Consider the following 19,423-nt stretch of genomic DNA (forward strand, 5'->3'; position numbering starts at 1 on the left):
TAACGAAAAGGATGGCTTTTCATCGGAGCAGGCGGGGCTGCGACCCGAGAGCTCGGCGCAAACCGAACCCCGCCTGCGGCCGGGCCTGTCGGCTCAGCCTTCGTCCCCCGCCGGTTTGCGATAGGGGATGAAATCGCCGAAGACGCACGTCGGTCCGCGGATGCCGCTGCCGCGGTCGACCAGGTGGAAGAAATCGCCGCTGCATGTCTGGGTGCCGAACTGGCGCACCACCATGATGTCGCTGTCGCGCGCGAGGCCGGGGCAGCGGCCTTTCAGGTCGTTGCGATAGACGATGCGACTTCCCTGCCGATAGAGCAATATATCGTCCGACACGCGGATCGTATCGGCGCTCGCATAGTGCGGCAGGCACCGGACCGGCTCGCCCGCGACCTTGCCGGCCAGATATTTGTCGAGCGTCCGGCTCTGTTTCGGGGTCAGCGCCGCGGCGCCGGCATCGGCGCTGCCGGCGGGAGCGCAACTCGCGATCAGCGGCATCGCGCCGATCAGCGCCGCCGCATATACCGGATTCAGCCTGGCCATGATCGGACTCCTTGCATTCGGCACGATGCGCCAGGGAGGATGAATGCGCGCTGAAGCCGCCGCATCACGCGGCATCCTTGAGCGCGCGGATGCGCCCGAGCTCGGCGGCGGTGGGCGCGCGCAGGAAGGGGTTCGTCGCGCGTTCCGCGCCGATGCTCGTCGGCACCGTCGGCTCGCCGGCGGCGCGCGCCGCCTCGACCGCGGCAAGGCGGTCCGCGAGCGCCCGGTTGTCGGGGTCGACCGTCACCGCGAAGCGCGCGTTCGACAGCGTATATTCGTGCGCGCAATAGACGCGCGTCGCGTCGTCGAGCGTCGCGAGCCGCTGCATGTTGGCGAACATCTGCTCGGCCGTTCCCTCGAACAGCCGGCCGCATCCCATCGCGAACAGCGTGTCGCCGACGAAGATCGCGGCGTCGTCGGCGAAATGATAGGCGATATGGCCCGCCGTATGCGCGGGCACGTCCCAGACGTCGGCGACATGCGATCCCAGCCGTACCCGGTCGCCGTCCTTCACCAGTCGGTCGGCGGTCGGAATGCGTTCGCGCTCGGCGGCGGGGGCGATGATCTCGCAGCCCGTCTTCGCCTTGATATCGGCGTTGCCGCCGGTGTGGTCGGGGTGCCAGTGGGTGTTCCAGATCGCGGTGATCGGCCAGCCGCGCCGGTCGGCTTCGGCCAGCACCGGATCGGCGACCGACGGGTCGACCACCATCGTCTCGAAGCTTTCGGGATCGTGGACCAGCCAGACATAATTGTCGCTGAGGACGGGGATGCGGACGATGTCGAGCGCAGCCATGCTCTTTTCTCCTTCGCGGTCCGGCCTCTTGCCCTGATGACGGAGCGGGCGGGCGCCGACCTTGGCGTCAGCGCGATTGTGGCGGGTGCGATCCGCTTCCGTCAAGCCGCGCGAGGGCTTCGCTGGCGAGCCGCTCGGTCAGGGCACGGGCGGTGCCGGCGCGGCCCAGCGGTGCCGCCTGTCCCGCCCACAGCGGCGAGAAATCGCCGCCGCCCTGCGCTTCGTTCGCCTTGCGCAGCGGTGCGAGCGCGGCGGACGCATGGGGGAAGGGCGGCGCGGCGTCGGCCATCGGCCCCAGTTCCGCGACCAGCCGGTTGCGCATGCCGCGCGCGACGCCGCCCGAAAACAGGTTGGTGAGCAGCGTCGCCTCGGCCTCCGGTCCGTTCAGCGCACGGCGGTGCGCGGCACTGATCGGCGCCTCGTCGGTGAACAGATAGGCGGTGCCGATCTGCACCCCCGCCGCGCCGAGCATCAGCGCGGCGGCAACCCCGCGCGCGTCGGCGATGCCGCCCGCCGCGATGACCGGGCAGGCGACGGCGTCGACGACCTGCGGCACCAGCGCCATCGTCCCGATCTGGCTGTCCGGTTCTTCGCCCAGGAACCAGCCGCGATGGCCGCCCGCTTCATAACCCATGGCGATGATCGCGTCGCAGCCGCGCGCCGCTAGGTGTCGCGCCTCGGCAACGGTGGTGGCGCTCGACACGATCGCGATGCCGGCGGCGCGCAGCGGCGCGAGCAGCGCCTCGTCGGGCAGGCCGTAATGGAAGCTGGCGACCGCGGGCTTCGCCGCGACCGCCGTTTCGCCCATCGCGGCGTCGAACGGCGCGCGCAGCGGCGGCGGGGGGCCGGCGTTGGCGATGCCATATTCGGCATAATAGGGTGCCAGTGCTGCCTGCCATGCCGCGGTGTCGGGTGCGGGCGGCAGGCGATGGCAGAAGAAGTTGAGGTTGAGCGGCGCGTCGCTCCGCTCGCGGATCGCCGCCACCGCCGCGGCGACGCCGTCGGGGGTCAGCATGCCGCACGGCAGCGAGCCGAGCGCGCCCCCGGCCATCGCGCCGACGATCATGTCGGTCGACGTCGCGCCCGCCATCGGCGCCTGGACGATCGGATGCCGCGTCCCGAACAGCCCGGTCAACCGGCGATCGGGCCAGCCGGGCATCCTACCAGCTTCCGACGTTCGGCATCGACGCCCAGGGTTCCTGCGGCGGCAGATGGCCGTCCTGCAGCAGCTCGACCGAAATGCCGTCGGGCGAGCGCACGAACGCCATATGCCCGTCGCGCGGCGGACGGTTGATCGTCACTCCCGCGTCCATCAGCCGCTGGCACGTCGCATAGATGTCGTCGACGCGATAGGCGAGGTGGCCGAAGTTGCGGCCGCCCGTATAGGTTTCGGGGGCGCTGCCGTCCTCGGGCGGCCAGTTGTGCGTCAGCTCGACCTCGGCGATCCCCGCCTGTCCCGGCGCGGCGAGGAAGATCAGCGTGAAGCGGCCCTGCTTGCTGTCGAAGCGGCGCACTTCCTCGATCCCGATCAGCTTGAAGAAGGCGATGGTGGCGTCGGGGTCGGTGACCCGGATCATCGTGTGGAGATATTGAACCATGAAACCTGTCTAGGATCAGGACCCTAGGCGCGCAACGCCCGTCCTTCAAACGCTTCGAACAACGCCAGGAACGCCTCCGGCACCGGCGAAGCCGCCCCGCGCGCCTCGGCGACGTGGACGTTGACGATCCGCCCGGCGGCGCGCAGCTCGTCCTTGCCCTTGCCGTGCAGCTCGAACAGGAAGGTCAGCGAACTGCGCCCGGCGCGCTCGGCGCGGACGCAGATGTCGATCTCTTCGTCGAGCAGGATCGGAGCCTTGTAATCGACCTCCGCGCGCGCGACGTGGAATTCGGGGCTGCTGTGATCCGGCCAGCGGTCATAGACGCCCGCCGCGCGCCAATATTCGGTGACGCCGATGTCGAAATATTCGAGATAGCGGCTGTTGAACACCACCGCCTGCGCATCGATCTCCGCATAGCGGACGCGCTTGGTGACGTGAAAACGAAAGTCGCTGCGGGCCATGGTTGTCCTTCAGGCTGGATGGGCCGCGAATCGCGCGACCGTGTCGATGAGCAGGGCGATGTCGCCGTCGCGCGACAGGCGGTGGTCGCCGCCCTTGACGAGCGTCACCTGCACGTCGTCGCTCGCCAACGCCGCGGCGAGGCGCAGGCTGATGTCGGGCGGGACGTCGCCGTCCTCCTGCCCGTGGAGCAGGCGGACCGGGCAGGTAAGGGGGATCGTGCCATCCAGCAGCCGGTTCGCTTCGCCCGATTCGAAGAGGGCGCGCGTCGTCACATAGGGCTGGTCGCCGTAGGGCGTATCTTCGATCAGCGCGCCCTCTGTGCGGATGATCGCCTTTTCGGCGTCGCTGAAACCCCATTCGGTGAAATCGGGCGCTGCGGCGATGCCGACGAGGCCCGCGACGCGCCGCGGCCCGTCGCGCTGCGTCAGCGCGAGCGCCGTCAGCAGCATCAGCCAGCCGCCCATCGACGATCCGACGAGCAGCACGCGCCCTTCGACCTTCGCGTCGATCAGGTCGAGCACGTCGCCGCGCCAGTCGAGCAGCGTCTGTTCGGCGAACTGACCTTCGGACAATCCGCATCCCGCATAATCGAGCAGCAGGCAGGCGCGCCCTTCCGCCGCCGCCCAGGCGAGCAGCGCCGTCGCCTTGCCGCCCGCCATGTCGGACATATAGCCGGGCAGGAAGACGATCGTCGGTCCCGCGCCAGTGACATGGCGATAGGCGAGGCGCGGGCGCCCCGGCCGATCGAGCCAGGCGGGCGCTGCGGCCGTGCCGGCAACGGGGAGGGGAGGGAGCTGTCGTCTCTCCATGGACGGGGGCGGTTCCTGTTCTGGCGGCGGCGGATCGAATATCGAGACCCGCTGCCCCTAGCCCGCGTGCAGGGGGCCTGCAAGCTCTCCGCCCCGCTGCCCCCGGAAGCCGCCGATTTATCCGCGGCGATGGCGGAACCGCCAGTTGAGGCCGTGCGCGCTCGCGAGACTCAGCGCGCCGAGCGAGGTGAACAGCCGGTCGGCGGTCTCGGGATCGCCAAGCGCGATCCATTGCCCGTGCGCCGCCAGCCCCAGCGTCAGCAGCAGCAAGCCCGCCGCTGCCAGTATCGCGGGCAGCCGTCGGCGATGATGCCGCCAACCGCCGGCCATCGCGACCCACGCCGCGGGCAGCGCCAGCAGCAGCACCGCGGCATGAAAGCTTTCGGGCAGGCCGAGCCACGGCGCGAGCGCCGGCGCCAGCAGCAGGAGCAGCGGCAGCAAAAGGCAATGGACGAGGCAACCGAACGAGAGGGTGATTCCCGCAAGGTCGGCGACGCGGGAACGGGGGACGGGAATGCACATGGGGCGAATCCTTCGCGGTGGCGATGCGTGCCGCCTCCATAATGATACATTATATCATTGCAACCCCGATTGCGAATCCGCCCCTTGCCGCCCATATCGCATGCTGGCAAAGGGGCGCAGTTTCCCTCGCCAGAAAGGCCGATTTCCCAATGTCCGAGATGATCCGCGTCACCCTTCCCGATGGCTCTGCCCGAGAAGTCGCGCGCGGCACGACCCCGGCGCAGATCGCGGCGGATATCGGCCCCGGGCTCGCGAAGGCCGCGCTTGCCGCGCGTGTCGACGGCGAGGTGCGCGACATCATGCGCCCGCTGGAGGCCGATAGCAGTCTCGCGCTCATCACCAGCCGCGACGAGGCCGACGCGCTCGAACTCGTACGCCACGACTATGCGCATATCCTGGCCGAGGCGGTGCAGGCGCTGTGGCCGGGGACGCAGATCACCTTCGGCCCCGCGACCGACGACGGCTTCTACTATGACGTGAAGGCGCCCGACAGCCGCGAACCCTTCTCGATGGACGACCTGCCCGCGATCGAGGAGAAGATGCGCGAGATCATCCGCGCCGACAAGCCGCTGCGCCGCGAGGTCTGGAGCCGCGACGCCCTGATCGCCAAGTGGGAAAAGGACGGCGAGGTCTTCAAGGCCGAATGGGCGAAAGAGCTGCCCGAGGGCGAGGATCTGACCGTCTATTGGTCGGGCCCCCCTCATCAACCCGGCTCCTGGCTCGACATGTGCCGCGGCCCGCACCTCGCGAGCACGGGCAAGGTCGATCCGCAGGCGTTCAAGCTGATGCGGGTGGCGGGCGCCTATTGGCGCGGCGATCAGCGCAATGCACAGCTGACGCGCATCTACGGCACCGGCTGGCTGAGCAAGAAGCAGCTCGACGCGCATCTCCACAAGCTGGAGGAAGCCGCGAAGCGCGACCATCGCCGGCTGGCGCAGGAGATGGACCTGTTCCACCTCCAGCAGGAAGCGCACGGCAGCGTCTTCTGGCACCCCAAGGGCTATATCGTCTGGCGCGAGCTCGAGGCCTATATGCGCCGCGCGATCGACGGCGCGGGCTACAAGGAGGTCAAGACCCCGCAGGTGATGGACGCGCGCCAGTGGGAGCAGTCGGGCCATTGGGGCAAGTATCGCGAGAATATGTTCGTCATCCCCGACGAGGTGCCGAACACCGAGGACGAGGGCCCGCTCGTCTCCGACGCCGCCGAATGGATGGCGCTCAAGCCGATGAACTGTCCGGCGCACGTCCTGATCTTCCGCCAGGGGATCAAATCCTATCGCGACCTGCCGCTGCGCATCTACGAGAATGGCTGCTGCCACCGCAACGAGCCGCACGGCGCGCTCCACGGGTTGATGCGCGTCCGCCAGTTCACGCAGGACGACGCGCATATCTTCTGCCGCGAGGACCAGATCATCGACGAGGTGCAGAGCTTCTGCCAGCTCGCCGACCGCATCTACAAGGATTTCGGCTTCTCCTATGCGATCAAGCTCGCGCTGCGGCCCGACAATCGCTTCGGCAGCGATGAGATCTGGGACGTCGCAGAGGCCGAACTGCGCGACGCGGTGGTGCGCGCGGGGCTCGCGACCGACGACTATGGCTGGGGGGAACTGCCGGGCGAGGGGGCTTTCTATGCGCCCAAGCTCGAATGGCACCTGACCGACGCGATCGGGCGGACGTGGCAGGTCGGCACGATCCAGTCCGACCGCGTGCTGCCCGAGCGGCTCGACGCCAGCTATATCGGCGAAGACGGCGAGCGGCACCGGCCGATCATGCTCCACCGCGCGATCTTCGGCAGCTACGAGCGCTTCATCGGCATATTGATCGAACATTATGCGGGTCGCTTCCCGACCTGGCTCGCGCCCGTGCAGGCCGTGGTCGCGACGATCGTCAGCGACGCCGACGATTATGCCACGGGCGCCGCGGCGCAGCTTGCGGCCGCGGGCATCCGCGTCGAGACCGATCTGCGCAACGAGAAGATCAATTACAAGGTGCGCGAACACAGCCTGGCGAAGGTTCCCTACCTCCTGGTCGTCGGCAAGCGCGAGGCCGAGGAAGGGACGGTCGCGATCCGCACCCTCGGCCAGGACGGCCAGCGTATCCTGCCGCTTGCAGAGGCGATCGCGATGCTGAAGGACGAGGCGACGCCGCCGGACCTGCGGCCCGCTTGACGGGCCTCGACGATCTGGTCGGCCTCGCGCCGCTGACGATCGCGGGGGCGGCGGCGATGACGTTCGGCGCCGCCTATGTGCGCGGACTCACCGGTTTCGGCATGGCGATCATCCTCGTGCCGCTGCTCGGCCTGATCATCGCGCCGGCGCAGGCGGTGACGCTGGGCATCCTGCTGCAACTGCTGATCGGTCCGGTCGGGCTGGGGCCGATCATCCACGATTCGGACCGCGCGAGCGCGATTCCGATCGCTCTGATCGCGGTGGTCACGACGCCGCTGGGGATGCTGGCGCTGAAAGGCGTGACGCCCGATGTCGCGCGGCTGCTCATCACCAGTGTCGCGGTGGGCGCCTTCGTCGCGGTGCTGCTGCCCAAACAGCCCGAGGGACACCAGCCGGGTCGGCTCGCAATCGGGGGCACCGGGTTCGCCGCTGGGATATTGACGGGTTTTGCGGCGATGCCGGGGCCTCCGGTCGTTCCTTTCTATTACCGTCGTCCCCTCGAACCGCGCGTCGCGCGGGCGTCGATGCTGCTGATCTTCTTTGCGACCGCCATCGCCGGGACGCTCGCGTCGATGTGGGTCGGGCTGGCGACGTGGCGGCTGTTCCTGCTGGCCGTGCTGCTGTTCCTGCCGATGTGGCTGGGCAACCGCCTCGGCGGCCGCCACTTCGGCCGCGTGGCGCCGCATGTCTGGCAGGCGATGGTGGCGGTCGTGCTGGGCGTTGCCGCCGTTTCCGCCGTGGTGCGGCTGCTGAACTGACCGTTTCAGCGGGAGAATAGTTTTCTTGACATAAAAATAGTTTCGAACTATTCTGGCTGCGAAATGGAGTGACGATCATGGGAAAATATCGGCCACTTGCCGATTTCCTGGCGACGGTTCCGGATGATAGCTGGGACGCGACCTTCGCCGAAATCGAAAGGATTCTTCGCTTCAAGCTTCCTCCGAGCGCGCACCAGCACCGTGCGTGGTGGGCTAACCAGTTTCGCGGCCATCATAGCCAGGCGAAGGCGTGGATCGATGCCGGATGGGAAACGCGCGAAATCGACCAGCAACGCGGACGGGTCCGCTTCGAACGGGTGAGAAACCATAGCCGCACTGGGCGCGCTGTCGCGGATGACGACCTGTGGGACCAAGCCGCGCGGATCAGTGGCATTCGCGACCGCAAGGCGCTCGAACGCGCGGCGGTGTCGGCGCTGCTGCAGCGCGAAGCCGGCCGGGCGCTGGCGCTGATGGGGGGAACGATGCCCGATGCGGCTGCGCCGCCGCGCGAACGACCCTCTGTATGATATTAGTCGATACGTCGGTCTGGATCGATCATCTGCGCCGCGCCAATGCAGCGCTTGCCCTTGCCCTGTCCGAGGGAGAGGTATGCCAGCATCCATTCGTCACCGCCGAATTGGCGCTGGGATCGCTTGCGGAGCGGGCGAGATTCATCGCGATGCTGGCCTACCTTCCTCCGATGCCCGTCGTCGATCATAGTCGCCTGCTCGCATTCATTTCCGATCACCGCCTGTTCGCTACCGGATTGGGCATGGTCGATGCTCATCTGCTGGCATCGGTTGCCGGCGAATCGGGCGTGCGGCTATGGACCCTCGACAAGCGGCTGTTCGACCACGCCAAGCGTCTTGGGTGCTCGTATCGCCCGTGAAGGGATCGGTCACAGACTCCGCAGCGCCTGCGCGGGGCGGGCCGAGAGCAGGGGCCAGCTTCCCGCGATGCCGATCAGGAAAGCGAGGCCGGCACCGCCGAGCAGGGTCAGGCCGACGATCAGCGGATCGGGCGCGAAGGTGAAATCGAACAGCTCGACGACCACATAGGCGGCTGCGGCGAGCCCGAGCCCCAGCGCGAGCAAAGCGACGATGCCGGCCAGCGCCGCATATTCGAGCGCCTGCGCGCCCAGTATCTGTCCGCGCGTCGCGCCGAGCAGCTTCAGGATCACGCTGTCGTAGACGCGCCGCTCGCGACTGGCGGCGATCGCGCCGATCAGCACCGCGATGCCCGCGAGGATCGCGATGCTTGCCGCGACCGCGATCGCCTGGCTCATCTGGGTGAGGAGGGTCGTGACCTGGCTGACGACGTCGCGCACCGCGATCAGCGAGGCCGAGGGAAAGGCGCGCGGCACGCTCCGCGAAAGTTCGGTCTCTGCCGTCGGTCCCACGGCCACGGTCGCGACCATGTTGTGCGGCGCCGCGTCGAAGGTGCCGGGCGAGAAGACGAGGACGTAGTTGAGCCCGAAATTCTCCCAATCGACGGTGCGGAAGGAGGCGACCTTCGCCTGCACCTCGACCCCCAGCACGTTGACGCCAAGCGTGTCGCCGAGCCGCAGCCCCAGCGACGCCGCGACCTCCTGCTCGACGCTGACGAGCGGTGGGCCCCGATAGCCCGCGTCCCACCAACGCCCGGCAACGAGCGTGCTGCCCGCGGGTAACGTGGCGCTGTAGGTCAGGCCGCGGTCGCCGCGTAGCACCCATGCGCCCTCCGGCAGTTCGGCCAGTTCGTCGACGCGCTGACCCCGGAACTCGGTGACGCTGCCGCGCAGCGCCGGGATCATGTTGATCGCGGCATCGGGATCGGCGCGCGTCACCAGCGATCGGAAATCGGCGGCGCGGTCGCGCGGAATATCGAGGATGAAGAAACTCGGCGCGCGCTGCGGCACGGTGCGCGCGATCTCCGCCGTGATGCTCGTCTGAATCGCCGCGAGCGCGACGAACAGGGTGAGGCCGAGCCCGAGCGCGACGACGAGCGCGCCGGTCGCGGCGCCGGGGCGGTGGAGATTGGCGAGGGCGAGGCGCGGCAGCGGGCGGTGCGGTCGCGGAAGGCGGCCCGCGACGCGCCGCACCAGCCAGCCGAGCCCGACCAGCACGACGAGCAGCGCGGCGGCTGCGGCGACGAAGCCCAGCGCGAACAGCGGCTCGCGCGCCGTCGCGACCGCGAGCGCGACGATGGCGGCGAAGGCGACGCCGACCGCCGCCAGCACGCGCGCCTCGATCCGTCCGGCGCCGCTCACCGTCGCGCGGTAGAGTCCGGCAGCAGGAACGCGGCGGGTCGCCGCGAGCGGCGGCAGCGCGAAGGCGACGGCGATCAGCAGACCATAGGCGGCGCTGACCGCGAGCGGCAGCGGATAGAGCGCGAAACCGGGCCGCACCGGCAGCACGTCGCCCGCGATCGCGCCGATCGCTGCCGGCGCGACGGCACCGGCGGCAAGCCCGGCGACGATGGCGAGCGCCGCCACGGTCAGAATCTGCAAGCCATAGATGCGCGCGACGGTCGCGCTGTCGGCGCCCAGCACCTTCAGCGTGGCGAGGCCGGGCCGCTTTCCCGCGAGATAGCTGGCGACGCCGTTGCCGACGCCGATCCCGGCGATCACCAGCGCCGCGAGCCCGACGAGCGACAGGAACTGACCCATGCGCTCGATGAAGCGGCGCGTTCCCGGTGCGCCGTTGCTGCGGTCGGTGAGGTCCCAGCCCGCATCGGGAAAGGCGGCGGTCAGGTTCTTGCCCACCGCGGCCGGATCGGCGTCCGCTGGCAGGCGGATGCGATACTTGCTTTCGTAGAGGCTGCCCGGCTGGATGAGCTGCGTCGCCGGCAGGTCGTCGATGCCGATGATCGCGACCGGCCCCAGCGTGAATCCCTCGCCCAGCCGGTCGGGCTCGTCGGCGATGATACCGTCGATGCGGAACGCCTTTTCGCCGAATTTCAAACTCGATTGCGGTTCCAGCCCAAGCCGCGAGGCGAGGTCGGTGCCGATCCAGACCGTTCCCGGCGGCGGGGAGCCGCGCCGTGCGCCGCTCGCCAGCCGCATTGTGCCATAGAGCGGATAGGCGTCGTCGACCGCCTTCAGCTCGGCGAGCAAAGCCTCGCCGTCCGGCGCATTCGCCATCGCGCGCATCCGTACCGTGGCGGAGGTTGTCCCCGCGAGGCGGAACGCCGCCATCTCTTCGGCGCTCGCCTGCCGCTGCGGCAGCGCGAGCTGGAGGTCGCCGCCGAGGATCGTCTGGCCGCGCGCCTCGAGCTCGGCGGTGATGCCGCTGGTCAGGCTGCCGATCGCGGCGAGCGTCGCGACGCCGAGGAACAGGCAGACCGCGAGCAGCCGCAGGCCGCGGATGCGCGCGGCGAGGTCGCGCCGCGCGATCCGCCAGAGCGTGGCGAGGGCGGGGGTCAATTTGCGCCTCTTCGAAGGATGAGCCTGTTCACGGTGCCCGCTCCTCGATCCGGCCGTCGTGCATCACGACGACGCGGTCGCAATGGTCGGCGAGTGCCGGGTCGTGGGTGATGATGAGCAGCGTCGCGCCCAGCGCGGCGCGGCGTGCGAAGATCAGGTCGATGATCGCGTGGCCGGTCGCGGTATCGAGGTTGCCGGTCGGCTCGTCGGCGAAGATGATCGCGGGCTCGCCCGCCATCGCGCGCGCGATGGCGACGCGCTGCTGCTCGCCCCCCGAAAGCTGTGCGGGATAATGCGTCAGGCGGTGGCCGAGCCCGACCGCCTCCAGCTCCGCCTGCGCGCGTCCGAACGGATCGGCGTGCCCTGCGAGTTCGAGCGGCACCGCGACATTTTCGAGCGCGGTCATCGTCGGGAGCAGATGGAAAGCCTGGAGCACGATCCCGATCCGCCCGCGCCGCGCCCGTGCGAGCGCATCCTCGTCCATCGTGCCGAAATCGAGCCCGGCGACGCGGATCGTCCCGCCGCTCGCGCGTTCGAGCCCCGCAAGCACCGCCATCAGCGAGCTTTTGCCCGAGCCCGAGGGGCCGAGCAGCGCGACCGATGTGCCTGCGTCGACCGTCAGGCCGACCCCGCGCAAAATTTCGACCGGGGCCTTGCCGGTTCCCAGCGTCAGCGTCACATTATGGGCGGCGATCGCCGGTTCGGGCGATGCGGAGAGCGCGTCGGTCAAGAAAGGACCCTTTGGAGATGAAAACGGCCGGATGGCGTTCGATGCTGCTATATGGTTGCATGCTCGCGCTTTGCCAACCGCTCGCGGGTTGCGGGTCGGCGGATACGCCCGCGGCCCCGAAGGGCGACGGCGCATCGCATGCGCAGGCCGCGCCCGCGCTCCCCGCCGATGCGCCGTTGGTCATCGCATTCGGCGACAGCCTCTATGCGGGCTATCAGCTCGGACCGAAAGAGGGGCTGGCGCCGCAACTTCAGGCCGCGCTGACCGCCGATGGCGTCGTGGCGCGGGTGCAGAATGCCGGCGTGTCGGGCGATACCAGCGCGGCGGGACGCCAGCGGCTGGCCTATGTCCTCGACAATGCCCGACAGAAACCCGCGCTCGTGCTGCTGGGGCTCGGCGGCAACGACATGCTGCGCGGCATCGGTCCCGATCAGACGCGCGCCAACCTCGACGCGATGCTGGCGGAACTCAAGCGGCGCGATATCCCGGTGCTGCTCACCGGGATGATGGCGGCGCCCAATCTCGGCAGCGATTATGAGAAGAAATTCAACCCCATATATCCCGATCTTGCCGCGAAATATGGGGTCAGCTTCTATCCCTTCATCCTCGACGATGTCGTCACCGACCCGTCGCTGATGCTCGCCGACCATCTGCACCCCAATGCCAAGGGAGTGAAAGTCGTCGTGCAGGGCCTTGCGCCGCTGGTCGAGGCGGCGCTCCCCGCCGCCGGGTAGCGATCAGGGCGCGATCAGCTTCTCGGCGCGCCTGCGCCAGTTTCCCGCCAGCGTGTCGAGCGCCGCCAGATCGCGGACCGCCGCCGGATCGCGCTTTCCGGCGCCGCCGATCAGCAGCGCGAAGACGCGCGCGATCGTCCAGTCGGGCAGCGGCCGCGCGATCAGATCGAGCGTGTCGCCCGCCGCGACCGTTCCTTCCTCGATCACCCGGTAATACCAGCCGCTGCGGCCGGTCTTCACCACCGTCGCGGGCACGCTTGCGATGCCGAAGCGGTGGCCGAGCTTCCAGCACGGCTGGCGCCCCTGGCTGACCTCGATCAGCGCGGTGCCGAGCCGGTAGCGGTCGCCGATGCACACCGCGTCCTCGACCATGTCACGGGTCGACAGATTCTCTCCGAACGCACCGGGCGCGGCGAGCAGGGGATGGCCGCCCAGTCGCTTTATCCACCAGGGATAATGGTCGCGCGGATAATGATGGATCGCCTTGTCGGGACCGCCATGCACGGTCAGGTCGCCCTGCTCGTCGCCCGCGATGCCGAGGAAGCCGACGTGCCGCGACCCGGCGACGGGCGTCTTGCCGATCGCGCTCGGTTCGCCGCTATCGCCGAAGGCGCGCGCCTTGCCGGTCAGAAGCGCGTCGATGGCGATGCTCATGCGGCCTCCTGCTCGATGCAGATGGCGCGCGAATCGGTTTCGTCGAGCGGCACGTCGAGCAAGGCGCAGCGATGCGGGTTCCCGCCTTCGGCATCGCGGCGGAAATGCCGGCAGTTGGCGCACAGGCCGAAGGGGCGGTGGCCGCGCGCGGCGAGAAAGCCGCCGAGCATGCGGGCGAGCAGCGCCTCCAGCGCCGCGCGGTCGGCCGGCGCCATCGGGGCGAGCATCGCCTCGGCAATCGTGTCGGGGGCGGAGGCGAGCAGCGTCTCCCCTTGGGGTGTGAGGGCGAGCCGGACCAGCCGCCGGTCGCCCGCGTCGCCCGTCCGCGCGACGAGCCCCTTGCGTTCGAGCGTCGCCACGGTCTGCGACACCGTTCCCTTGGTCTGTCCCAGCCATGCGGCGAGCGCCCCCGGCGTGCGCGAAAAGCGGTTCGCGGCCGCCAGATAGCGCAGCGCCTGCCACTGCACGGGCTTGAGCCCCGCGGCGTGGCCGTCGCCCGCGATCAGGCGCGCGGTGCGCGTCAGCATGTCGGTCAGGTCCTGCGTCATCTCTTTTTAGTATCGACTAAAAACCATTTGCACAATCCCGGTGGGCATGACAGATGCATTGTATCGACTCGATACTTTTTAAAAGGAGACGAACCATGACCGAGAAGGCGATTTTCTATCATGCCGGATGCAGCGTCTGCCTCGACGCCGAGCAGGTGGTGGCCGACGCGATCGACCCCGCGCGCTACGACGTCGAACGCGTCCATCTGGGCGAAACACCGGGCCGCGTCCCGGAAGCCGAAAACGCCGGGGTCCGCTCGGTGCCGGCGCTGGTGCTCGGCGGGCAGGCCTATCATATCAATTTCGGCGCTCCGATCGACGCGCTGAGGGCATGACCGTCCCGGCGCCCTGACGCCAATGAAAAAGGGGCGCACCGCGGTGCGCCCCTTTCCTTTTCAGCTCTGGCGGTCGCCTTAGAAGGCGAGGCCGACGCCGACGCCGAAGGTGTCGTGGTCGCTGAAGTTGTTGATGAACTGATGGCGATATTCGATCTTGCCATAGACGTTCTGGCCCAGCTTGTGCTGATAGCCGGCGCCGACATAGGGGTCGTCGATCTGGCCGAAGGTGTAACCCGCGTTGACATAGGCCTTGCCGTTGGTGCCGACATTGGCGCCCGCGCGGCCACCGGCCGAGAACTGGACGTCGAAGCCCTTCTTGAGAACCTTGTCGCCGGCGATCTCGGCGCCGATGAAGGTCGTCTGGCCGGCGTTCAGGTCATAGCCGCCCGCGATGCCGAGCGTGGCGTCGTCGAGCCCGCCGCCCGAGATGTAGCCGCCGCGCACTTCGACGCGGGCTTCGCCGCCGTCGGCGGCAAGGGCGGGGGTGGCAACGACCGCGGTGAGGAGAGCGGCGGCAACTGCGAACTTTTTCATGTCATTTTCCTTTTTTCTTCAATCGGGACGCGCCCTGTTGGGTCGCGACCCGGCCCCTAAATGGGGTTGCGGCCTGTCGCTGCCATGAATGGATCGTTCAGAATAAGACAATTTTCTTACCTGTGTTGTTTTTGCAACACGGTCAGAATGGAGCAGGCCTCCTCATCCCGCGAAAGCTGGAATCGCTTGCGGGTTTGGGTCGGGTCGACAGCGATCCCGGCTTTCGCTAGGATGACGGTTGGGAGCTTGATTTCGGCGAAGCCGATTAGCGTTTAGACTCTGATGACTTTGGATTGACCGACTTGCGTCATTGCGAGCGGAGCGAAGCAATCCAGGGCGGTTTGCGCCACTCTGGATTGCCGCGCGGCTTCGCCGCTCGCAATGACGAGTCCTTCCAAAGTCATCATGCTTTAGCCCAGCGCGGCCTGCTTTTCCTCAGCGATGCGGTCGAGTTCGGCGCGGGTGGGCTTGGTCGCCGCGCTCTTGAGCTGGCCGCAGGCGGCCATGATATCGCGCCCGCGCGGGGTGCGGATCGGCGCCGAAATCCCCCCCTCGAAAATCAGGTTGCTGAACGCGCGCACCCGCTCGGGCGGCGAGCATTCATAAGGCGCGCCGGGCCACGGGTTGAACGGAATCAGGTTGACCTTCGCGGGCAGCCGGTACTGCTTGAGCAGTCGCACCAGTTCGCGCGCGTCGGCGTCGCTGTCGTTCTTGTCCTTCAGCATCACATATTCGAAGGTGATGCGCCGGGCATTGTTCGCGCCCGGATAGGCGGCGCAGGCGGCGAGCAGTTCCTCGATGCCGTATTTGCGATTGAGCGGCACGATCTCGTCGCGGATTTCCTTGCTGACCGCGTGGAGCGATACCGCGAGGTTGACGCCGATCTCCTCGCCCGCGCGCGCCATCATCGGCACGACTCCGCTCGTCGACAGGGTGATGCGGCGCTTGGACAGCGCCAGCCCGTCGCCGTCCATGACGATCTTCAGCGCGCTCTTGACCTCGTCGAAATTGTAGAGCGGCTCGCCCATCCCCATCATCACGATGTTGGTGAGCATGCGGCCATCGGCGGTGTAGTGGCCGGCGTCGTCTTCCTCGTCTTCCGCGCCTCCTGCCATCGTTCCCTTCGGCCATTCGCCGAGTGCGTCGCGCGCGAGCAGCACCTGCCCGACGATCTCGCCGGCCCCCAGATTGCGGACGAGGCGCATGGTGCCGGTGTGGCAGAAGCGGCAGTTGAGGGTACAGCCGACCTGGCTCGACACGCACAGCGTTCCCCGATCTGCGTCGGGGATGAACACCATCTCATATTCCTGACCGTCGGCGGCGGCGAGCAGCCATTTGCGGGTGCCGTCGTTCGACACCTGCGCGGTGACGACGGTGGGGCGGCCGACGATGAACCGCTCGGTCAGCCACGGACGCATCGTCTTGGCGATGTCGGTCATCGCATCGAATTCGGTGACGCCGCGGTGATAGATCCAGTGCCAGATCTGCTTGGCGCGCAGCTTGGCCGCCTTGGCGTCGAGCCCGGCTTCTTCCAGCGCGGCGCGAATCCCTTCGCGCGTCAACCCGACCAGGTCGATGCGGTTGCCGCCGCGCAACGGCACGGTGCCGGTCGTGACCGGGTCGATATGGCCGGGAATCTGCATGATGCGCGGCGATATAGGAGGGAAGGGGGGCTTGCGCAATCGCGCATCGCCCGCCTTCATCTCAGTGCGGCAGGCCTTCCTCGATCGCTTCCTCGAAATCGGTGAGCGGGCCGACCGGCTCCTCGGGCGGGCGGCCGGGCGCCTGCGGAAAGATCGCGTCGAGGCGGCGGCGCAGCGTGTCGTCGAAGTTCGACTGCCCTGAAATCCGGGCATTGCACACGGTCAGTTCCATGCGGATCGCATCCTTGATGCGCTGCAATCCCTCTGCGCTCAGCACGCCGGCGTTCATCAGCTCCTCGCAAAGCTGGATCAGCCCGACGGTCGTCGCATGGGCGCGCAAACCGATGAAATCGAGCGTCTTGTGCCGCTCGCGGGCGGTACCGTCACAGCGCACGGGCGCGTTCATCTTGCTGTCTCCTCATCCCAATCGTTCGACCGGGCAGGGCGCGTCTTTCTGCTGGACGCGTCCCCGGCAGTCATCCGCGATCATGCGCAAAGAAGCGGGTGGGGGCAAGCGTCATCGCAACAATCTGTCGAACCCGTGTCGGTCGGCGTAACGATCCATCCGCTCGGAGAAAAAGGGAGCGAATGCTTGACGGTTCCGGCCGCCACCGGGCAAGGATGCGGGCCCGCCGGGTCGTTTCCATCGGTTCCTCTCCTCTTTTCTGCGAGATACCATCATGCCTCCGCGATATGCCCTTCCCTTGCTGCTCGTCGGATCGCTGACCGCGGCGCCCGCGATCGCCCGGCCGGCGGCGCCTTCGATCGAGACGCTCGAGAAGATCATCGCCGATCGCGATCCCGCCGTGCGCGTCGAATCGGTCGATCACGAGCGCATTACCGCCAAGCGAATCGACATCGTCGGAGACGACGGAACGATCCGCATGACCCTGGCCGCCGACACGCCGGCGCCGATCATCGACGGCATCCAGTACAAGCGGGCGTTCGACGTATCGGGACTGATCCTCTACGATGCCAGGGGCAGCGAGCGCGGCGGGTTCGGCGTCGCCGACCTGCCGAACGGCAGCATGGCGGTGCTGGCGCTCGACCATCCGGCGCAGGATGCCATCGGCTGGCGTGTCGCGCCCGACGGCGCGGTGAGCTTCTCGATCAACCAGGCGCCACCGCCGCTTCGCGAGCCGGCGCTGGGAAATCGTCTGGTGCCCGGCGTGGCGACCTCGACCCGGATCAAGCTGGACGTTGCGGCGGACGGCACGCCATCGGTGGCGCTTGCCGATGCGGAGGACCGGGCGCGGGTGCGGCTGACGGTGACCCCCGAAGGCTATGGTGCGATCGAATTCCTCAACGCGGCGGGCGAGGTCGTCGAAACGCTGGCGCCGGAGGCTAAGGCGGCGCGGAAGTAGGCACAGCGCAGCGAAGGCGCTATCCCGCCCGCGCGCATCCCAGCGCCGCCGCGTCGATCGCGGTCGCCGCGCCGCGCAGGCGGTAGGTGTCGGCGATCGCGCCGCCGCTTTCGGTGCCGCTCTCGACGCTCATGCTCGGGGCCGATCGCATCGCGGCGATGATCGCGGCGTCCATGCGGGCGTCGCTCGCCCAGCCATGAACGCCGTTGCCGGTGAGGATGAAGCGGCGGCTGCCGACGGTCAGCCGCAATTCGCGGTTGGCGCCGCGCGGTTTCGACAGGCGGACATAGAATTGGCCACGGATGCGCGCCTTGGGCCAATAGCCGACGCTGGCATAGGGCTTCGTGCGGGGCGTGCCGATCGTCGCCGCGGGCGCGGCGATGGCGTAGCAGCGCGGCGTCGCCGCCTCGCGAAAGGCGCCCCAGCCGTCGAAGACGCCGAGCGCGGTGCGCGGGGCCGCCCAGGCGGCGGCCGGCTGCGCCGCAAGCAGGAGGAGGAAAAGCGCCGGGCGCATCCGGTCCGATTGCGCGAAACGCTCGGCTTTGCAAGCATTGGGTTGCGCGGCGCGATGCGTTCGGTAAGGAAGGTTGGCATTTTCGGGGGCAGGGAATCGGGGCGCCGAATCGCCCGCCCCCGCAGGGACTTCTCCCGCAAGACACAGGATGGCGGACAAGAATGAAAGCGACGATCGAACGCGCAGTGCTTCTGAAGAGCCTCGGCCACGTCCAGTCGGTGGTCGAACGGCGCAATACCATTCCGATCCTGTCGAACGTCCTGATTGAAGCCGACGCTAGCGGACAGCTGAAACTCATGGCGACCGACCTCGACCTTCAGGTCGTCGAGACCGTCGCCGCGAAGGTCGAAACGCCCGGCACGACGACCGTGTCGGCGCACACGCTGTTCGAGATCGCACGCAAGCTGCCCGAGGGGGCTGAGGTCAGCCTCGCCGCCGCCGACGGCAAGATGCAGGTCAAGGCGGGCCGCTCGAACTTCAACCTGCCGACGCTGCCGCGCGATGATTTTCCGGTGATCGCCGAGGGCGACCTGCCGACCAGCTTCGAGCTGCCCGTCGCCGAGCTGATCCAGATCATCGACAAGACGCGCTTCGCCATCTCGACCGAGGAAACGCGCTATTATCTCAACGGCATCTTCCTGCACGTCGCGGAGGATGCGAGCGGGCCGGTGCTGAAGGCCGCGGCAACCGACGGCCACCGCCTCGCGCGCTATACGGTGACGCGGCCCGACGGTGCGAGCGCGATGCCCGACGTGATCGTGCCGCGCAAATGCGTCGGCGAGATCCGCAAGCTGCTCGACGAGGCCGAGGGCAATGTCGAGGTGAGCCTGTCGGCGACCAAGATCCGCTTCCAGCTCGGCCATGCGGTGCTGACGTCGAAGCTGATCGACGGCACTTTCCCCGACTATAGCCGCGTCATCCCGACCGCGAACGACAAGCTGCTGAAGGTCGATCCCAAGAGCCTGTTTCAGGGCGTCGACCGCGTGTCGACGATCGCGAGCGAAAAGACGCGCGCGGTGAAGGTCGGGCTCGACAAGGATCGCATCACCCTGTCGGTGACCAGCCCCGAAAACGGCACTGCGGCCGAGGAACTGCCCGCCGGATACGACAGCGAGCCGCTGGAGATCGGCTTCAACGCCCGCTACCTCAGCGACATATTGGGGCAGGTCGATGGCGACACGGTCGAACTGCATCTCGCCGATGCCAATGCGCCGACGCTGATCCGCGAAAGCGAGAAAAGCCCGGCGCTCTATGTGCTGATGCCGATGCGGGTGTGATGCCGCGGGGCGTGAAAACGCTGCCTTGAGCTTC

General features: G+C 68.2%; 23 protein-coding genes. 8 read left to right on the plus strand and 15 right to left on the minus strand.

Annotation, left to right across the window (positions count from 1 at the left end; translation table 11 throughout):
• Positions 1 to 93: 93 nt before the first annotated feature.
• The 7 genes from C3E99_RS03730 to C3E99_RS03760 form a co-directional block, all read right to left on the minus strand.
• The gene (locus C3E99_RS03730; RefSeq protein ID WP_234002586.1) at positions 94 to 540 is read right to left on the minus strand and encodes a hypothetical protein; all 447 of its coding nucleotides are present in this window, start codon (positions 538 to 540) and stop codon (positions 94 to 96) included.
• A gap of 64 nt (positions 541 to 604) precedes the next feature.
• On the minus strand, positions 605 to 1,333 hold the full coding sequence (gloB, locus tag C3E99_RS03735) for a hydroxyacylglutathione hydrolase (protein ID WP_067181927.1): 729 nt from the start codon (positions 1,331 to 1,333) through the stop codon (positions 605 to 607).
• A gap of 67 nt (positions 1,334 to 1,400) precedes the next feature.
• Positions 1,401 to 2,492: an NAD(P)H-dependent flavin oxidoreductase gene (locus C3E99_RS03740; protein ID WP_076074473.1), complete on the minus strand. Its 1,092-nt coding sequence runs from the start codon at positions 2,490 to 2,492 to the stop codon at positions 1,401 to 1,403.
• A gap of 1 nt (position 2,493) precedes the next feature.
• Positions 2,494 to 2,931 carry a VOC family protein gene (locus C3E99_RS03745; RefSeq protein ID WP_076074476.1) on the minus strand — a complete coding sequence of 146 codons (438 nt, stop codon included), beginning with the start codon at positions 2,929 to 2,931 and terminating at the stop codon, positions 2,494 to 2,496.
• A gap of 23 nt (positions 2,932 to 2,954) precedes the next feature.
• Positions 2,955 to 3,392 (minus strand): acyl-CoA thioesterase, encoded by a 438-nt coding sequence (locus C3E99_RS03750; protein ID WP_076074478.1) that lies wholly within the window; start codon positions 3,390 to 3,392, stop codon positions 2,955 to 2,957.
• Between the two features lie 9 nt (positions 3,393 to 3,401).
• Positions 3,402 to 4,202, minus strand: a complete 801-nt coding sequence (locus C3E99_RS03755; RefSeq protein ID WP_076074481.1) for an alpha/beta fold hydrolase — start codon at positions 4,200 to 4,202, stop codon at positions 3,402 to 3,404.
• Between the two features lie 117 nt (positions 4,203 to 4,319).
• The gene (locus C3E99_RS03760; RefSeq protein WP_076074483.1) at positions 4,320 to 4,724 is read right to left on the minus strand and encodes a MerC family mercury resistance protein; all 405 of its coding nucleotides are present in this window, start codon (positions 4,722 to 4,724) and stop codon (positions 4,320 to 4,322) included.
• Between the two features lie 149 nt (positions 4,725 to 4,873).
• Here C3E99_RS03760 and thrS point away from each other — a divergent pair, with 149 nt between their 5' ends.
• The 4 genes from thrS (at position 4,874) to C3E99_RS03780 (ending at position 8,539) form a co-directional block, all read left to right on the plus strand.
• Positions 4,874 to 6,892, plus strand: coding sequence for a threonine--tRNA ligase (thrS, locus tag C3E99_RS03765; RefSeq protein WP_104959434.1), 2,019 nt, complete (start codon positions 4,874 to 4,876; stop codon positions 6,890 to 6,892).
• A complete protein-coding gene (locus C3E99_RS03770) occupies positions 6,889 to 7,650 on the plus strand; it encodes a sulfite exporter TauE/SafE family protein (RefSeq protein WP_067110498.1) in 762 nt (253 codons plus the stop codon). Before thrS ends, C3E99_RS03770 begins: the two co-directional genes overlap by 4 nt.
• A 77-nt stretch (positions 7,651 to 7,727) precedes the next feature.
• Positions 7,728 to 8,177: a DUF7662 domain-containing protein gene (locus tag C3E99_RS20095; RefSeq protein WP_234002587.1), complete on the plus strand. Its 450-nt coding sequence runs from the start codon at positions 7,728 to 7,730 to the stop codon at positions 8,175 to 8,177.
• Complete coding sequence (locus C3E99_RS03780) at positions 8,174 to 8,539, plus strand: type II toxin-antitoxin system VapC family toxin (RefSeq protein WP_067110504.1); 366 nt, start codon at positions 8,174 to 8,176, stop codon at positions 8,537 to 8,539. The genes C3E99_RS20095 and C3E99_RS03780 overlap by 4 nt, the downstream gene beginning before the upstream one ends.
• 9 nt (positions 8,540 to 8,548) lie before the next feature.
• Here C3E99_RS03780 and C3E99_RS03785 read toward each other — a convergent pair whose 3' ends face one another.
• Complete coding sequence (locus C3E99_RS03785; RefSeq protein ID WP_104959435.1) at positions 8,549 to 11,053, minus strand: ABC transporter permease; 2,505 nt, start codon at positions 11,051 to 11,053, stop codon at positions 8,549 to 8,551.
• A 28-nt stretch (positions 11,054 to 11,081) separates the two neighbouring features.
• The gene (locus C3E99_RS03790; RefSeq protein ID WP_076074491.1) at positions 11,082 to 11,783 is read right to left on the minus strand and encodes an ABC transporter ATP-binding protein; all 702 of its coding nucleotides are present in this window, start codon (positions 11,781 to 11,783) and stop codon (positions 11,082 to 11,084) included.
• 17 nt (positions 11,784 to 11,800) lie between these two features.
• Between C3E99_RS03790 and C3E99_RS03795 the strand changes: the two genes are divergently transcribed.
• Positions 11,801 to 12,517, plus strand: coding sequence for an arylesterase (locus C3E99_RS03795; protein ID WP_076074495.1), 717 nt, complete (start codon positions 11,801 to 11,803; stop codon positions 12,515 to 12,517).
• A 3-nt stretch (positions 12,518 to 12,520) separates the two neighbouring features.
• Here the strand turns inward: C3E99_RS03795 and C3E99_RS03800 are convergent, their stop codons facing one another.
• Both C3E99_RS03800 and C3E99_RS03805 read right to left on the minus strand, forming a co-directional pair.
• A complete protein-coding gene (locus tag C3E99_RS03800) occupies positions 12,521 to 13,171 on the minus strand; it encodes an MOSC domain-containing protein (RefSeq protein ID WP_076074497.1) in 651 nt (216 codons plus the stop codon).
• The gene (locus tag C3E99_RS03805; RefSeq protein ID WP_104959436.1) at positions 13,168 to 13,719 is read right to left on the minus strand and encodes a MarR family winged helix-turn-helix transcriptional regulator; all 552 of its coding nucleotides are present in this window, start codon (positions 13,717 to 13,719) and stop codon (positions 13,168 to 13,170) included. Before C3E99_RS03805 ends, C3E99_RS03800 begins: the two co-directional genes overlap by 4 nt.
• A 95-nt stretch (positions 13,720 to 13,814) precedes the next feature.
• Between C3E99_RS03805 and C3E99_RS03810 the strand changes: the two genes are divergently transcribed.
• Positions 13,815 to 14,054, plus strand: coding sequence for a thioredoxin (locus C3E99_RS03810; protein WP_067113722.1), 240 nt, complete (start codon positions 13,815 to 13,817; stop codon positions 14,052 to 14,054).
• A gap of 78 nt (positions 14,055 to 14,132) precedes the next feature.
• On the opposite strand, the gene C3E99_RS03815 is transcribed toward C3E99_RS03810, so the two are convergent.
• The 3 genes from C3E99_RS03815 to C3E99_RS03825 form a co-directional block, all read right to left on the minus strand.
• Positions 14,133 to 14,591 carry an outer membrane beta-barrel protein gene (locus C3E99_RS03815; RefSeq protein WP_067113725.1) on the minus strand — a complete coding sequence of 153 codons (459 nt, stop codon included), beginning with the start codon at positions 14,589 to 14,591 and terminating at the stop codon, positions 14,133 to 14,135.
• A gap of 410 nt (positions 14,592 to 15,001) precedes the next feature.
• Positions 15,002 to 16,234: a 23S rRNA (adenine(2503)-C(2))-methyltransferase RlmN gene (gene rlmN, locus C3E99_RS03820; RefSeq protein WP_199775063.1), complete on the minus strand. Its 1,233-nt coding sequence runs from the start codon at positions 16,232 to 16,234 to the stop codon at positions 15,002 to 15,004.
• Between the two features lie 61 nt (positions 16,235 to 16,295).
• Positions 16,296 to 16,640, minus strand: a complete 345-nt coding sequence (locus C3E99_RS03825; RefSeq protein ID WP_067181969.1) for a hypothetical protein — start codon at positions 16,638 to 16,640, stop codon at positions 16,296 to 16,298.
• Between the two features lie 274 nt (positions 16,641 to 16,914).
• Here C3E99_RS03825 and C3E99_RS03830 point away from each other — a divergent pair, with 274 nt between their 5' ends.
• A complete protein-coding gene (locus tag C3E99_RS03830; protein ID WP_076074506.1) occupies positions 16,915 to 17,598 on the plus strand; it encodes a hypothetical protein in 684 nt (227 codons plus the stop codon).
• Between the two features lie 19 nt (positions 17,599 to 17,617).
• Here C3E99_RS03830 and C3E99_RS03835 read toward each other — a convergent pair whose 3' ends face one another.
• Positions 17,618 to 18,112, minus strand: coding sequence for a hypothetical protein (locus C3E99_RS03835; protein WP_076074508.1), 495 nt, complete (start codon positions 18,110 to 18,112; stop codon positions 17,618 to 17,620).
• A 161-nt stretch (positions 18,113 to 18,273) separates the two neighbouring features.
• On the opposite strand from C3E99_RS03835, the gene dnaN reads away from it, so the two are divergent.
• Positions 18,274 to 19,389, plus strand: a complete 1,116-nt coding sequence (dnaN, locus tag C3E99_RS03840; RefSeq protein WP_067105679.1) for a DNA polymerase III subunit beta — start codon at positions 18,274 to 18,276, stop codon at positions 19,387 to 19,389.
• Positions 19,390 to 19,423: the final 34 nt, after the last annotated feature.

The sequence above is a fragment of the Sphingopyxis sp. MG genome (assembly GCF_002953155.1).
GTDB classification, from domain to species: domain Bacteria; phylum Pseudomonadota; class Alphaproteobacteria; order Sphingomonadales; family Sphingomonadaceae; genus Sphingopyxis; species Sphingopyxis granuli.